General features: G+C 36.4%; 18 protein-coding genes and 2 pseudogenes. 3 read left to right on the forward strand and 17 right to left on the reverse strand.

Going from position 1 to position 15767, the window contains the following annotated elements; genetic code table 11:
• Window positions 1-109: 109 nt before the first annotated feature.
• The 15 genes from OWR28_RS17150 to OWR28_RS17220 all read right to left on the reverse strand — a co-directional run bounded on the left by OWR28_RS17150 (window position 110) and on the right by OWR28_RS17220 (window position 10284).
• On the reverse strand, window positions 110-1111 hold the full coding sequence (locus OWR28_RS17150; protein ID WP_332387704.1) for a hypothetical protein: 1002 nt from the start codon (window positions 1109-1111) through the stop codon (window positions 110-112).
• Window positions 1045-2241 carry an alpha-2-macroglobulin family protein gene (locus tag OWR28_RS17155; protein WP_332387705.1) on the reverse strand — a complete coding sequence of 399 codons (1197 nt, stop codon included), beginning with the start codon at window positions 2239-2241 and terminating at the stop codon, window positions 1045-1047. Before OWR28_RS17155 ends, OWR28_RS17150 begins: the two co-directional genes overlap by 67 nt.
• A complete protein-coding gene (locus OWR28_RS17160; protein WP_332387706.1) occupies window positions 2150-2680 on the reverse strand; it encodes a TonB-dependent receptor plug domain-containing protein in 531 nt (176 codons plus the stop codon). The genes OWR28_RS17155 and OWR28_RS17160 overlap by 92 nt, the downstream gene beginning before the upstream one ends.
• 428 nt (window positions 2681-3108) lie before the next feature.
• A complete protein-coding gene (locus OWR28_RS17165) occupies window positions 3109-3513 on the reverse strand; it encodes a hypothetical protein (protein WP_332387707.1) in 405 nt (134 codons plus the stop codon).
• 157 nt (window positions 3514-3670) lie between these two features.
• Window positions 3671-4618: a hypothetical protein gene (locus OWR28_RS17170; RefSeq protein ID WP_332387708.1), complete on the reverse strand. Its 948-nt coding sequence runs from the start codon at window positions 4616-4618 to the stop codon at window positions 3671-3673.
• A 3-nt stretch (window positions 4619-4621) separates the two neighbouring features.
• Entirely contained in the window at window positions 4622-5179 is a 558-nt protein-coding gene (locus OWR28_RS17175; protein ID WP_332387709.1) for a hypothetical protein, read from the reverse strand.
• A complete protein-coding gene (locus tag OWR28_RS17180; protein ID WP_332387710.1) occupies window positions 5127-5708 on the reverse strand; it encodes a hypothetical protein in 582 nt (193 codons plus the stop codon). Before OWR28_RS17180 ends, OWR28_RS17175 begins: the two co-directional genes overlap by 53 nt.
• 118 nt (window positions 5709-5826) lie before the next feature.
• Window positions 5827-6792, reverse strand: coding sequence for a hypothetical protein (locus OWR28_RS17185; protein WP_332387711.1), 966 nt, complete (start codon window positions 6790-6792; stop codon window positions 5827-5829).
• Window positions 6789-7385, reverse strand: coding sequence for a hypothetical protein (locus OWR28_RS17190; RefSeq protein ID WP_332387712.1), 597 nt, complete (start codon window positions 7383-7385; stop codon window positions 6789-6791). Before OWR28_RS17190 ends, OWR28_RS17185 begins: the two co-directional genes overlap by 4 nt.
• Window positions 7386-7450: 65 nt before the next feature.
• Entirely contained in the window at window positions 7451-7711 is a 261-nt protein-coding gene (locus OWR28_RS17195) for a T9SS type A sorting domain-containing protein (RefSeq protein ID WP_332387713.1), read from the reverse strand.
• A complete protein-coding gene (locus OWR28_RS17200) occupies window positions 7695-7910 on the reverse strand; it encodes a hypothetical protein (protein WP_332387714.1) in 216 nt (71 codons plus the stop codon). The genes OWR28_RS17195 and OWR28_RS17200 overlap by 17 nt, the downstream gene beginning before the upstream one ends.
• Complete coding sequence (locus OWR28_RS17205) at window positions 7910-8215, reverse strand: hypothetical protein (protein WP_332387715.1); 306 nt, start codon at window positions 8213-8215, stop codon at window positions 7910-7912. The genes OWR28_RS17200 and OWR28_RS17205 overlap by 1 nt, the downstream gene beginning before the upstream one ends.
• 41 nt (window positions 8216-8256) lie before the next feature.
• Window positions 8257-8637 (reverse strand): hypothetical protein, encoded by a 381-nt coding sequence (locus OWR28_RS17210; protein WP_332387716.1) that lies wholly within the window; start codon window positions 8635-8637, stop codon window positions 8257-8259.
• A gap of 411 nt (window positions 8638-9048) precedes the next feature.
• Complete coding sequence (locus OWR28_RS17215) at window positions 9049-9753, reverse strand: hypothetical protein (RefSeq protein WP_332387717.1); 705 nt, start codon at window positions 9751-9753, stop codon at window positions 9049-9051.
• 12 nt (window positions 9754-9765) lie between these two features.
• Window positions 9766-10284, reverse strand: a complete 519-nt coding sequence (locus tag OWR28_RS17220) for an RNA polymerase sigma factor (protein WP_332387718.1) — start codon at window positions 10282-10284, stop codon at window positions 9766-9768.
• 217 nt (window positions 10285-10501) lie between these two features.
• On the opposite strand from OWR28_RS17220, the pseudogene OWR28_RS17225 reads away from it, so the two are divergent.
• A pseudogene (locus OWR28_RS17225) lies at window positions 10502-11694 on the forward strand (C1 family peptidase).
• Window positions 11695-12103: 409 nt separating this feature from the next.
• Here the strand turns inward: OWR28_RS17225 and OWR28_RS17230 are convergent.
• Entirely contained in the window at window positions 12104-13255 is a 1152-nt protein-coding gene (locus tag OWR28_RS17230; protein WP_332387719.1) for an acyltransferase, read from the reverse strand.
• Between the two features lie 326 nt (window positions 13256-13581).
• Window positions 13582-14641: pseudogene (locus tag OWR28_RS17235) on the reverse strand (NADH:flavin oxidoreductase).
• A gap of 166 nt (window positions 14642-14807) precedes the next feature.
• Here OWR28_RS17235 and OWR28_RS17240 point away from each other — a divergent pair.
• Both OWR28_RS17240 and OWR28_RS17245 read left to right on the forward strand, forming a co-directional pair.
• Complete coding sequence (locus OWR28_RS17240; RefSeq protein ID WP_330747086.1) at window positions 14808-15200, forward strand: winged helix-turn-helix transcriptional regulator; 393 nt, start codon at window positions 14808-14810, stop codon at window positions 15198-15200.
• A gap of 107 nt (window positions 15201-15307) precedes the next feature.
• A complete protein-coding gene (locus tag OWR28_RS17245) occupies window positions 15308-15724 on the forward strand; it encodes a carboxymuconolactone decarboxylase family protein (protein ID WP_332387720.1) in 417 nt (138 codons plus the stop codon).
• The last annotated feature ends 43 nt before the right edge of the window (window positions 15725-15767 follow it).

The raw sequence follows: 15767 nt of genomic DNA on the forward strand, positions 1-15767 counted from the left end.
AATTCCTGTAACAAATGTAATTATATTTTTGAATTTTCAATAATTTTTGAAAATTAATTTTAAAATAAAACAGACATTCCTGCGGACGCCTGTTTTAGCTTGTTACAAATTAAGGTTCAATGCTGGCAGTAATTCCCTGGTTCCAGTATTTTGCTTCCGGCATATAATACAGATACACATTGCTTGATTTTCCTGTATATGTTCCTGCAAATTCTACTTTCAGATCAAGATTGATGGTTTTTGTTTCCTCTGCTTTAAAATGTTCCCAGTACAGCACCAGGTAATTATCAAAGATCTCATAATAGGAAATCTGTTTTTTATCAATCAGGTCTTTCAGCAAGGCATTTTGTAATGTCAGTCCTGCAGGGATACCGATCTTCGCTATGGTCATTGGCAGCTGGCCGTTTATTTTATTCTTAACGGTGACAGTCAGTCTGTTGGTCTCTCCAACTTTTGATAGTCCTGATTTTAGTTTTGTCTCCATAATAACAGGAATATCTTTGCTTTCCGGAGCCTGAAGGGTATGATACTGATATTCCAGTTTATAAGGAAGTCCTTTTTGCGTTGGATAATGAACACTAATTGTATTTTCTCCGGATTTAAATGCTGAAGAAAGACTCATCACCGTTGAAGCTTGTGCCTGATTAATCTTTATTACCGGCTTTTCTGTTCCGTATAATTTCTCATTTTCAGACAAAAAATCTGACAGCGCCTGCACAGCTAATGTCGTTGCCTGAGTAGAGCCAAACCCGTAATATCCATTGAAATTAATAAGCTGATCTGCAGCCTCTGCAATTTTCAACTGATTAAGGTTTCCCTCTTTCTGAAGTGCCATGATGTATAAGGAAAGCGTTTCCGCTTCGGCAGACCTTCCCCACCATGAGCCTGTAAAGGTGATTCCGCATTTTACATTCTTTGTTTCATACTGCTGGTCCAGAATTTTCATCAGATCATCATATTCTTTCTGTTTTCCGAGATGAGCAGCAGCATTGGCCAGCAAAGCCAGCTGATAGGAATCTTTTGTAGCCAGGGCTTTTTTCATCATCACTTTAAAAGAGTCTTCAATCTCATTTTTAAAGCCCAGTCTGGATAAAGCATATACAACATACATATTCCTGGCCCAGAAATACTCAGAATATTCCTTTTTTGCTCATAGCCTTTTCTCACTTCAAATAATCCGTTTCCAGTTTTTTTAGATAAAATAAATGAGGACAGCCCCTGAATAAGCTTAGCATCCGGATTGACATATTTCTTTAAATCTGTAAATTCCAATAAGGCAAATGCTGAAACTGCCACATCTGATTCTTCACTGCTGAAATATCCGAAACCACCGTCTTTATTTTTATAGCTCAGCATTTTCTGAAATCCTTTTTTCATATTTTTAATCACCAGATTCTCTGTAGCCTTATTTATTTTATTGCCTGATTTTAAATAGTCCAGGATAAAAATATTAGGATACACCGTTGAGGAAAGCTGTTCAAAGCATCCGTAAGGCTCCTTCTTCAGTTGCTCCAGATTATCAAACATCTGTAAAGCAGCATTTTCAAATACATAATATGAGGAAAACAGGCTTCCGTTGATATACTCCGGAATATTGATTTTTATATCTTCCGTTCTATTATTGATAATGGAAAATTGATGTGGAAATCCCTTTTCTTCTACTTTAAACGGCAGAATCATCGTTTCCCTGAAATCTCCTGATCTTATGCTAAACTGGATATGGGAATCCACAATTTCATCAGTCTGTATTTTAACAAATAATCTACCGGACTCTAATGGCTTTAAGGTAATCAAGCTGTCAGAATGCATTAATTTGACATAGTTGGGAACAATAACGTCCATGGTCATTTTTCTGGTTTCTGAAGAATTATTTTTAAGGACAACAGGAATTATCATCTGATCGGTTCTTGTCAGATACTGAGGAATTTTGGCATCTATTGAAATAAGGCTCTGCGCCGCGTAGGCTGTTTCATCCCTTCCTGCAAGCCCTGATGCAGCAATACCTTCTGTCATAATTCTAAACGTGGAATTAGCATCTGAGTTATAAAATTCCACTTTTGCCTTTCCGTTTTTATCGGTTTCCACTACCGGGTTCCAGTAAAGCGTTTCCCTGTAATCATAACGGTACGGGGTATTGGTAGTTTTATATTCAGGATAGGCAAACGCCCTCGATGGAGCGTATGAGATAAGTTTTCCGTACGGGACAGCCTGTATGGCAAAATAAGATTCCGGTGATATCAAAACTGATCTTTGAACTGCTGTTTTTACCGGAGTTTACAATGATGACTCCATTTGCAGCCCTGCTTCCATAAATAGCAGTGGCAGCAGCATCTTTGAGAACGGTTATACTGTTGATATCATTCGGATTGATGGTGGTATTGAAATTTTCTACAGGAACACCATCTACAACGAATAAAGGATTCTTATTGGCAATAGAGGCTGTCCCTCTGATATTGATCTGTTCACCTGCACCCTGCTGTGTAGAAGGTGTTATAACGATTCCTGCAACTTTTCCATTCAATAAAGAAGTTACATTGGGATTCTGAATTTCCATAGAAGAGGCTATAGTTGTGGAAGCAACCGCTGCTTTCTCTTTATTCATATTGTAGCCTACTACAACAACCTCTTCAATTCTTTGATTCTGAATGGTATCAGATCTTGAATGGCCGGATTTATTCAATGTTTGGGTATTATTTCTACCCTCAGTTTTTATTTCCTCTTTTTTCAGCTTCCTTTACAATTTCTTCCACATCTATATGAGACATTTTTGTTTTACTAAAGGATTAATGTCCAGATTATAAGACAAAATCCTGATTTTAACCTGATGCTTAGGCTGAAAAGATTTAGCAATGATTTTATATGAATCATCTGCATTTAAATCTGAAAAATAGAACTTCCCATTTTCTGCAACAGTTTGTCTGAGAATTTTTTTGTTGTCGGTATTCAAAAGAAAAACATCAGCTTTCACCGGGTTTTTATTTTGGTCTTCCACTACGCCATAGATTGTATTTTTTCTCCGGAAGGTATTTGTATTTATTGGTTTTCAGGACTTCCGGGACGAGTTCAAAATAACGGTAGCCGTTTGTCAGCATCACAAGGTCTAAACTTTTATCCGCTTTTTCTTCTTTTATCGAAATAAAACTGTGGCTTTTCAATTTTTCCTTTCAGCTCAGAGTCCATCAGTAGCCAGGAAACAATATGATTCTGTTTGTCATCAGCATAAGTCCATAGCTTATCATCTACTACGCTTATCCCAAGATTAGCCGGAACAGGTTTATTATTGTCATCCGTGGTTTCAATGTCCAGAACTACTTTTTCTCTTGGCAGATAATGCTGTTTTACAGGCTTTACCTTTATATTCAGCTGATTTTCTTTATTGGTAAAAACAATACGTTCTGCAAGAGGAATATTATTTTCAAGAACGGTAAATCTGCAGATTCCTGCCGGAAAGTCTTTCTCAGGAATTTCCAGCGGGTTGTTTCCATTTTTCAACGGAATAACTTTGGAATACACTTCTTTTCCACGGAAACTTCCTTTCAGGGTAATCGTTTTTCCTGTGTTGAAATGAGAGAAAAGATCAGTTTTTTGTTTTCATTTTTAATATTTAAAATCAATCCTTCATTCTTTGCCAACGGAAAATTAAAAGTTTGGGCAATATTTTCAGGCTTTACTACTTTTGCGTAATAATTTCCCCCTTTTCAGGAGTAAAACGGAAACTTCCCATTCCGAAATGATAGGCTGATATTTCCTTTATTTTTTCATGATTCTGATTGTAAACAGCCAGCACAGCATCCACAGGTTTTTCAAATTCATCAAGGATTTTAAAGGCAATGTTTTGTTCTATTCCATTAATAAAAGTACCGCCTTCAGGTAGAAATTTCACATCCAGATTGTTCAAAACAACCGGAATATTTCTGGAAATAGATTCTGTAAATCCATCAAAGCTGACTTTAACATTCAAAAGAGCGTCAGAAGATTTCAACACCTCAGGAAGTTTAAAGATCAATTGTTTTTTCCCCTCTTTATCGGTAATAAATTTTCCCTCGGAAACAGTTTCCCCGTTGTGCATTACTGTGTAACCGGCTTCATAAAAAGGGATAGGAAGGTTACTCAGACTTCTCATTGAAAAATCGGCGGTCACCTCGTCTCCAGGTCCATATCCTTTTTTAGGAAAATCCAGTTTCATCAGAATTCTTGGAGATACGATTTTCTGAAGGGTAATTTCTTTCTCAAAGGCGTTTTTCTCTTCTTCATTCTGCATCCAGTTGGTAAAAGCCCTGATCTTGTAGATTCCGCCTTTCATATCTTCAGAAAAGTAGAAATAGCCCTGTGCATAGCCATTTGTAATTTCATATTTTAATTTTTTCAGAACACTTCCTGCCGGATCAATGATTTCAAAATTAACCACTCTGCTTTCTTCCACCGGAAGATTGCTGGTTCCTTTTACCACGTATATTTTAAAATACATTTCCTCACCGGGTTTATAAAAAACATGGTTGGTCTGAATGTACGTTTTTTCTTTTTCAAAATCCTGGAAAGACTGCTGAGCTTTCAGAGGAAAGGTTGATAATAACAGGCCCAACAGGATGATATAGGTAGATATAAACTTGAGATTCATGAGTTAAAATTTAAATGAAACAATACATCCGAAGGTTTTAAAGGAAGGAAGGTTGAAAAAATCCAGCCCTCTTCCGTTATCCATATCATAAAAATTCTGATTGGGATCTGCTCCTTTACCGGCCTGCCAAAGCATTATATTATTTACATAAAAGGTCAGTTTAAGATTTTGTTTCCCGTAATTAACAGGAAAAGTAGATGACAGCGAAATATTGCTGATTCTTATATAATCTGCTTTTTGAATATAATTTTCCGCTACCCCAAGATAACCATACCTTGACCATCTGTTTTCCTGAACATTCCGGTCCGGGTCATAAAAATCTACAGGTATCTGATTAACACTTCCATTGGAATGCACCCCCTGAAAAACATAATTCTTAATATTTCTTTCTTCTCCCGATTCATAAGAACGTCCGTAATAATCAAGAACAGCCTGTGTTCCGTTCCAGAGCTGTCCCCCTTTTTTCCATTCCCAATTGATATCCAGAGACAGGTTTTTATAAGCCAGACTATGATTGAACTTCATCACAAAATCCGGTGTTGGATCTGCAATAATTTTCATTCCTCCTGCTTTTTCGGGTATCGGACTCATCAATGATCAGCTGTCCGGCTGCATTTCTCTCAAAATAACTTCCCATGACAACTCCCAAAGCCTGTCCTTCCACCAATGTTTTATAAATATCTTTAAAACCGGAAACGGCCATGTTCTGATATCCGGGTGAGATACGATCTACGATGTCCTTATATTTAAAAAATGAAACTTTATGAGTGGTATATATATCATATCCAATGCGTAACCGTTCATAGGCAAAATTGAATTCGTATCCGCTGTAGGTGTGGTCTGCTATATTTTTCAACCTCAACTGATTATTTTCGAAAACAGGAAATATATCGCCACTGCTTTTCCTGTTGAAATATTCGCCGTCCAGACTTATATAATATCCGAGGTTCAGCCTGGCACCCACTTTCCATTCTTTGGTATTGATACTGGATAAACCTTTGAAGCTTTCTACTTCCTGCACAGGAAAGTACTGATTATAATTTTCTGCATTCAGCAATGTAGTTGCATAAGTGGCGTATGATCTGGTCATTTCCGGTTCGGAGCTTAACCGTGTATAACTTCCCAATAATTTGAAATTGTGATTATTCCAATCGAAGATGTCATTAAACTTCAGATAAAAGTTAGCTTTTGGAAGCCAATAATTATTTTTAAGAGAAGTATTGGATATATAAAATGAATTTCAAGATTAAGACCTGCTTCAAAATCATAATCATGGACTTCCATATTATAATTAAAAATATGATCCTGTGAAGTTCTCTGGTAGAAGTATTTGCGATTGACCTGGCTGTTATAAACATCAGATTTTTATCATTTAAGATAAAATTCAGGCTGAAGGTATTTTTAAAATCATAGCCGCCCAAAGTATAAGAGCCCAGTAAATTAGAATAATATGAACTGTTGTTTTGAATCCTTTCATTCAGTATGCCATTGCTGAAACCGTAAGCAGAAGGCTTATACTGATCCAGATTTCTGATATTGTTACTTTCATAGGACTGACTGATATTCAGTTTAAAATTATTCCAGTTTTTTGCTGCATTAAGACTGAACTGCCTTTCACGGTTCTGATAATGGTACTTACTGTCCTGCTGAAAAAGGAAAGATGGATTGTCTGCATATTTGCTGTAACTTCTTTGTGAGCCGTTATTCAGAAAAGTATTTTGTTCATTGGAAAAAGAGACAGGAGTCAGCAATGAATTCTGGTATGCCCTGTTGAAAAGTCCTATTCTATTGGTGTTGGTTGCTTTATCTTCTTCATAGTTAAATGCAAGATTGATGTAGTATCCGCCCAGTTCTGTATTCAGCTTTGCTTTAAAAGTGTTGGCGATATCAAACTGATCTATAAAATACATCTGGTTTTTCTGCTGTCCCAGATTCACTGAAAGCCGGATCTTTTCGTTGTATCCCTCTTTTATAAAAGTATTTACATTCAGCTGATTGTTGTATCCTACCGTTGTTTTAAAAAGGTTGTTATCATATCTTTTTGCACGCTGCAGCCCATCAACCCATGGGATCAGTTTTCCGTTCTGATCGTATTCATAAGGTAATCCGTTAAATCCCAGGGTTGAAATATCAGGTCCAAAACTGAACATCTCATTAGTTTCAGGGCCTTTCAAACAAGGCTTCCGTTTTCTGATCTTCCCTGCACATATCCGGTTTGAGCTGCCGGAACAGCATTCCTGTTTTTTATATCAAAAGAGGTCGTAAAACTTCCATTCAACATTAATGTTCTCTGGTTAAGTTTTTTCAGGATGTAAATGCTGTCATTTTTTTGCTCTAATTTTCTTATCCGGTCAAAATAAGAATGTGAGCTTTTACTTAAATGATTCTTATTTTTTTCAATACTGAAATCATCTTTAGTTTCCTTTGAAATGAGGCTGTCATAATCTTTACTGTAAACATTTTCTACTCTTTTCTTTTCTGTCTGATTTTCTAAAATAGCTTTCAATTCCCTGAGTTCATAGGTAGAAATAACATGGGTACTCTTACCCTGATTCCAGACAAGCGTATCATAAGGTTTGGCTGCAATAATGGCCAGTCCTTTTTCATCAGTCAGTTCATAAATACCACTGTTTTTATTATAAACCTTTAAAAAATTCTGCGCTTTATTTTTAGCTGTCAAAAATTTTCCAGAGTAATAGAGTTGTGAATTTTGTGCCTGTAATAGGGTGATTGTAAACGGCAATAACAGCAAATAATTCTTTTTCATCAGTTATTAGTATGCTTAAAAATATGAAAAAAGAAATTTCCGTGGAAATTTCTTTTTTAAGATGGTTAATTTTTAATGACCTTAAATGTTTCCCACATATCGTTAGTATGAACACGTACAAGATAAATCCCTTGAGGATAAGAAGTTAAATCAATTGTATTTTTACCTTCCCATAATTTTTCTTTTCTCATAATAATTTTTCCGGCAAGATCATACACAAAAAGTTCTTCAATTGATTTCTTTGTTTTTATCTGCAGCAGACCTTTTGTCGGGTTCGGGAATACCACAGTCTTACTATCAAAATTGCTGTCAATTTCTTTTTCCATTTTTATTGATATGATCATTTGAAATTCCTGTCCCGCATTCCGGGAAAACGGCTCTTTGAAGAATTAATCTTAACAATAAATCATTCAGCTTTTCAACCTCGTAAGAATCTATGGTCGGCTTGATATGACTGTTTCCAATCCCACTGTCATCCGTAAGAAATGTATAGGTACCATTGGTGAGTAAAGCAAATGTCCTCATCAGGTATTCCGTCTGCTTATCAGTACCACTGGCCGCCAGTGGAATAATTGTAATCCCTTTTTTGCTGCAGTCTTTATGGTACTATACAAATCCTTTATATTCTGTTCCGAATGGTGTGGTGGTGCATCCAGAATTAAAAACATTATTTTCGCTGAGTTTTCATGACTCCATTCCAGCTCGTCAACAGAAACTTTCAGTGCTTCTACAACAGCTTCCGGTGTATCTCCGCCACCTCCGGCCTTCTGTTTTTTAATAAATCCAACAAGGTCTTCCGCTTTTTCTGAAAAATCGAATTTCCGGGTCACATATTCATCCCCCAGATCTCTGTAAAAAACCGATCCGTATCTTACCGTTGTATTTTTAAGCTGTCCTTCAACTTTTTCAGCACATCCAGAAGTTCAGACTGAAGATAAGAAATCTCATCCCCCATAGAACCGGTAGCATCCACTACGAAAGCAAGATCCAATATCCGTTTTTTCTGACAGGGTTTATCCAGAATAATTAAGTTTTGTCCATTTTTAAAAAATCTGAGATTACTGCTGATGATCTGCCCCGAACCATCAGATAAATAATATCTGCCTGACTCCAGGCTTTCATCAGCCATCGGTGATATCCATAATTCTACATTACCCAGATTGTCTGAAACCGCTTCCCAAATAATATTTTTCTTATCATCCAGCAGTTTTACTTTTTCACCTGTTACAGGTCTTCTGTTTCTATTGACCAACTGAACAGAGATTCTTTTATCCGGAAAGAATTTCCAGGTATTTTTATACTGATCCAGAGTCGGAACGGCAATATCTTTCCAATAGTCCCACTTAGAGAAATCATTGACCTCTCCTGCTGTCAGCTGGCCTGCTTTCGGAAGTATTTTTTCGGGTTCTTCAGGTTCTTTTACTATTTTCTCTGCACTGTCTGAGGAAGCTTTTTGAGTTTTTCCATTTCTGCTTCAGATAGCCCTGTTGTAGTGATCACAACAACTCCGTTATTAGCTTTGCTTCCATACAAAACAGTAGCTTCATGTCCTTTCAGTACTTTTAATTCTTTTATTTTTTGGAGTCCAGGATATTTAACAGCTCAGATTCTCTACCTAATACGATTCCGTCAACAATATATAAAGGATTTGCTGAGCGTCCATCTATACTTTTACTCCTCTGATTACTACTTCATCACGTCTTTTAATTCCCCCTGCTATTTCTATTCCGGCAACCCTTCCAGCCAATGAAGAGACAGCCATTGGAGCATGTACAGGAATTTTATCTGTAGAAGCAATCATAGCCGTTGAAGATGACATGATTTCACTCTTAACTGTTTTTGAATATCCCATCACAACAACTTCATCAATACTTTTTGTCTTTAAAGTATCATTGTATATTGGTGGTAAAGATGCTATTCTGTCAGGAGCATCTACTGTCGGTATATTACAATTCGGATGAATTTTATATGGATCTGATCCCACAACTGATGAAGATTGATATGCTATGGGAACAGGTACAGATGAAGTAAGGTCTTCTTTTTTGATATTATTCTTTATTGTGCGGTCTATTTTTATAATATCTGCTCTGTTAACCGGACCTCTGGAAGCTGTATTTTCTACGATTACTGGTTTTAAAGGTTCTACAGCTTGTTTTTTATTCATAAAATAAAAAGCTCCCATACCCATCACTAAACTTGCCGCAATACCATAAGGCAGCCAAAGAGGCATTACTCTCTTTTTCTCTTGCTTTTTATCCAGCTTCTCTTCAATTTCTTCCCATACTTTTTCAAAACCAGGAAAAACTGTTGGTTCCTCTGAAAGCCTGGAAGCTTCATTGAATTGTTGATCTATATGATTATTTTCCATTGTCGTAAAAGTTTAAATGTTTTGATTTCCTAAAAGTTCCTGCAGTTTTTTCCGTGCAAAATTGAGCTGGGATTTTGAGGTTCCCTCACTAATGGAAAGCATAGCTGCTATTTCCTTATGAGGATATCCCTCAATAGCAAAAAGATTAAAAATTGCTCTGCAGCCTTCGGGGAGAAAGTTGAGTAAACTTAAAATATCTTTTTCCAGAGAAAGGTTTTCTGCAGTACCTACAGAATGGTCCATAAAATTTTCTTCCAGGGAAATCAAAAGTTCCTTATTGGATCTTAATTTCTGCAGACATTCATTCACCGCAATTTTTCTCGCCCAGGCTTCAAAAGTATCGGGATTCTGAAGCTGGGTAATTTTCGTGAAGATTTTGTAGAACGTATCTGCCAATACTTCTTCTATATCTTCATCGTTTTTCAGATAGCGTCTGCAGACTGCGTAAAGTCTGCCTGCCATTTTCTCGTAAACTTTCCGCTGTGCGTTGCGGTCGCTACGCTGACATTCCATTAATAATTCTCGTTCCATAGTCAGGAGTTATATGAGTATAGATGCAGAAACTTTAGTAAGGGTTGGAACCATCATCATTTTTTTAGGCAAAAAGGTAAAAAAGACAATTTACAAATGAGTATTTCTCTTTTACGATTTACCTTATCATATTTTTTTGCATTCCAAATTTAACTTTTCCCCCTGTAACAAATCTCTATTATCAACGACTCTTAATATAAATAATCTTTTTATAGTAATGAAAAATGCCAAAATTGCATCATTACTTTTTGTTTTGTCTGCAGGAAGTATGATGTTTGCCCAAGATGACTTAATCAACAAGTTAAAAAACAACCAATCACAAAATGCTAATTTTCAGTTCACAACGTTAAAAGACGTGGGTGCAACTTCAGTAAAGAACCAGGGTTCATCCGGAACCTGCTGGAGCTACTCAGGAAATTCTTTCCTTGAATCTGAAATGCAGAGGATGGGCAAAAAACCTGTGGATCTTGCTGAAATCTTTACTGCAAGAAATTCTTACCACGATAAAGCAAAATTATATGTTCTGAATAATGGCGCGATCAGCTGGGGTGACGGAGGAGAACTTCACGATGTAATCAATATGTACAAGAAATACGGAGCAGTTCCTCAGGATGTATACACAGGATTAAAGGCCGGACAGACTACCAACAACTTCAAGGAAATGCAAAACTGAAGCCGGTTCTTGACAGCCTTGTTCAGGCATCTTCAAAAGGAAAACTTACTGATAACTGGATGGATTCTGTAGATGCAATTCTTGATGAGTATTTAGGAAAAGTACCTGCCAACTTTACGTATGAAGGAAAAACTATACTCCGAAAACATTTGCTAAAGTAGTAGGAATCAATCCTGAAGATTATGTGGAATTATCTTCTTACAAAGATTATCCATATTTTCAGAAATTTGTAGTTCCGATTCCCGATAACTGGAGTCATGACTCTGACTGGAATGTACCGATGAAAGATCTTACAGCGATTATTGACAATGCCGTAAATAAAGGATATTCTGTTGGTTGGGCAACTGACGTTTCCGAACCTTATTTCTCTTATAAAAACGGTGTAGCTTACGTTCCGGATATGGATCTTGACCAAATTACTGCAGAGAATAAGCAGACTTTGTTTACAGAGCCTAAAAAAGATAAAACAATCACTGAAGACATGCGTCAGAAAGCACTTAACAACCTTTCTACAACGGATGATCACGGTATGCATATCGTAGGACTGGCAAAAGACCAGACTGGTAAAGAGTATTATATGGTGAAGAACTCATGGGGAGTAACCAATGATTTCGCAGGATATATTTATGTGACAAGACCTTATGTTGAATACAAATCAACAGCAATCCTTGTTCACAAAAATGCCATCGAAAAGCATTCTGAAGCAGCTGAAGCCAACTAAGAATATTGGTTTATAAGAAAATCATTTCTGCCATTTTACAGGCAGTTTTAGATATTTAAATCTGTTATGAAACGCGCTCCTTTACAATCGGGAGCGCGTTTGTATTATGCATCTGGCTACCTTAATACTCTGCTAAAGAATTTGCATCATCAACAAATCACAACAACATGAAAAACCTAAAAAATCAGCAAAATCAGCGCTAAAAAAATCAATGGCGGAAATGCCCGCGATTGTCCAGCAGTAACTCAAGCATGCTATTCCCCTGGTAAAGACGGGCCTCAAAGATGGAGATGTATTTCTGAAACTACAGAATGTCCTTAATTTCCTGAAAATAGTTTCCCTGCCTACCGGACTTGTGATCCTGTAGAGTACGCACGTAGATTCTAAAAATGCAAGTCTGTTTTCAATGAAGGCAGGCTTTTAATTTAAATCCGGATATTAAGCTTTGGATATACTTTGTTTCTGTACCTCATAATAGGTTTTTCAATATAGGTATAGGAGACTCCTGCCGTTATAAATGAAATCAGAAAGAAAAGTATAAATTTTATTATGCCCGGAAGAAAACTGAAATAAGATAACTCCAGAAATTTATAAACCAGCCAGTGCTGCAGATATAAAGAATATGAGACTTTGCTGAGATACTGAATGATTCTCAAAAACAAGGTCCCGGAACATTTAATTTCCTTAAAAAATGGAAAAACAGAAGCCAGTGCCAATCCTGAAACAGAATAATATATTGTATTAAAATAATACAGGTCTGAATAATTATTTCTAAAAATAAGGTACTGATTGAAGATCAGTATTGCTATTCCCATCCAAAGCAGACTATATCTGTTGATAGAAATTCTCTTTTGATGAAAATGAAAAGCAATGGCTGTTATAATTCCAAAAGCGATGGCATCCAGGCGGAAAAAAGCAATTTTCCTCACTCCTTCATAAAAGGTAAAATCATAATGAGAGAAAGCTGTTATGCGCATTAAAAGAAAGTAAAACAGAAATATCAAAGCTCCGGTACTTATTATTTTTTCTGTGGAAAAATCCCGCTTTATCTGCTTCACTAACAATAACGTCAGCGGAAACAAAACATAAAAATACTCCTCAATACTTAAACTCCAGGAAATTCCAAAGAAAGTTGGCTGTATTTGAAAGAAGTTCTGAATTAACAAAAAATATTTCCACAATGCCACATCTGCATTCTGAACTGAATCAACGTATTTATTACCTGCCCAATATATGATGAGCATTATAAAATACAATGGCAGAGTACGAAGCCATCTTCTTATTATGAAAACTTTCAAATTCTTCCAGACATTATCATTATCAAAAACCTCTATCAATAATTCACCTATAAGGACGCCGCTTAAAATAAAAAACAGCTCTACTCCAAACAAACCGCTGAAGAAAGCAATAAAAAAGGAATATTCACCGGCATAAATATAGCCAAGAACATGACCTGTCATGACCAGTATAACAGCAAGGGAACGGATGATATCAAAACCAAAAATTTTTTTCCAAAACAGTTCAATAGAAATTGTTTTACCGGTATTTATTATTTTCTCAATTAATAAACACCACATGTGTTTAATCATTTATACGCTGATAAAAGTATAGAAAATGAATTTTAATGAATTTCTCAATATGCCTTATAAACTAACCATAAAATAGAAATCGGGTGAAATTTTTATTGAATTTTGATCAAATAGCCAATTCCGTAGTACGCAAAAAAATAACGGACTTCCAGAAATCTGAAATCCGTTATTTAATAAATAGGTGAAAATTAAATATAAAATAAAGTGAATTATGCTGATTTAATATCAAATTGAATGGTTAATTCTGCTTCGCAAGCCAAAAAATTATGCTGTTAAAAATTGACAGCAAAACGGATCACCCCTCTTTATTGATATTAAAATAAAACGCCCATACTTTCTGCTGAAAAATCAAGAAGCGCTTCTGTATTTCCTTCTTTGATCTTCTGTACCCACTGATAATCCTGAAGAATAGCTCTTCCTACCGCAACAAGATCAAATTCCTCATTATCCAGTCTTCTGATCAGCTCCGTCAGATCTGATTTTTCTGTTCCCTGGCCTGCAAAAGCATTAAGGAAATCTCCGTTCAACCCTAGAACCTACTGTAATGGTTGGCTGCCCGGTAATTTTTTTAGCCCAGCCGGCAAAGTTTAAGTCAGAACCTTCAAACTCAGGCTCCCAGAAACGACGTTGTGAACAGTGGAAAATATCTACTCCAGCTTCTTTCAATGGTAATAACCACTCTTCCATTTCATTAGGAGTGAATGCCAGCCTGGTTTTATAATCCTGCTGCTTCCATTGTGAAAGACGGATAATAATGGTAAAGTCTTCTCCCACTGCTGCTCTGACCGCCTTAACGACATCAACAGCAAATCTGCTTCTTTCTTTTAATGTTTTACCACCATACTCATCTGTTCTTGTATTAGTTACTTCCCAGAAGAACTGGTCGATTAAATACCCGTGAGCCCCATGAATTTCAACACAATCGAAGCCAAGATCTTTCGCTGATTTTGCAGATGCTGCAAACTGTGCAATGGTATCCTGAATATCCTCGATGGTCATTGTAGAAGCTTTTTCCATAGGAACCAACGGATAGTCTTCAGACATTCTTGTATCTCCTACGTGCCAGATCTGAGGTCCCATTTTCCCTCCGTTATGATGTACAGTATCGATTACATTTTTCCAGCCGTTCAAAGCTTCTGTTCCATAGAAATCCGGAATGTTCTGCATATTCTTTGATCCCGGCCTGTTGATCACAGTTCCTTCAGAAAGAATCAATCCAACTTCTGAAGCGGCTCTTCTTCCGTAATAATCTGCAATATTCTGCGTAGGAACTCCATTGTCAGACTGTGCTCTGGTCATAGGAGCCATTACGATTCTATTTTTAAGCTGTAGATTTTTATATTGAAACGGTTTAAATAATGATGATGTGTTCATATTTAAATTTATATTTTATAATTGTTACACAAAGTAACTAATAATAGTTCACTTTTGTATCTTTTATTAAAAAAATAGTGGTAACTTCGCAGTAACTTACATTAGTAACATCAAAGTAACATATAAAACTAGGGTTCTGTATGGTACTTTTAAATCAAATCTCCTTATGAAAAAGAATGAATTAATGCAATACAGCTGTCCTTTGGGCAAGGCAATGGCCGCTTTGGGAAGCAAATGGAAACCTATTATTGTTCTGGTGATTAAAGACAGGAAGTTACGTTTTGGAGAACTGGCAGTACGCATTAATGTTATTTCCAGAAAGGTACTGACGGATCAGCTTAGAGAAATGGAAACCGACGGATTGGTGATCCGTGAAGAGTTTAAGGAACTCCCTCCACGTGTGGAATATTCCCTTACTGAAAAAGGACTGGCTTTGCTGCCGATTTTATATTTGCTGGAAGAGTGGGAAGCAAAATATCAGGTGAAAGGACAGCATGAAGATAAAGATTGTGCTTTTCTGAATGAGGAGGTAAAAAATAAAAAGGCTGTCAATGTTTGATGGCCTTTTATCTTGGATAGCACTTTCAAAAAGGTAAGTATATCACCAAAGTGTAAGTATATAGTTTCTGAAGTCTTTCTGATGCAAATTTGCAAAAAAATTTCATTATGAATTACAAAGACATTGCAAAGGAAACCATTGGAAATCTATACAAATCCCACCACAGCATTAGAAGATCCGGGATTGATGAAAAACTGATTGCTTTGGTGGAGCTTCGGGTATCTCAGATCAATGGATGTGCCTATTGCTGCAGTTATCACGCTAAAGAACTTTCTGATTTCGGCTTTGAACAGGATATTATCAACAGACTTCCGGGCTGGAAACATACCAATGCATTTAATGATCAGCAAAAGCTTGCTTTAGAATGGGCAGAAGCTATTATTCACAACAAAGATGATTGGGAAGATATCAAAGCAAAATTGATAGGGCAATTCACGGAAGGGGAAATTGTAGAACTTACGGCAAGTATAACACTGATGAATACTTTGAATACATTGAGGATTACTTTGGCTGAGAAGGACTAGCAAACAAAAAACCGCTCCCAAAAAGGAAGCGGTTTCATAATTT

It is taken from the genome of Chryseobacterium sp. 1B4 (genome assembly GCF_036631475.1).
Classification (GTDB): Bacteria; Bacteroidota; Bacteroidia; order Flavobacteriales; family Weeksellaceae; genus Chryseobacterium.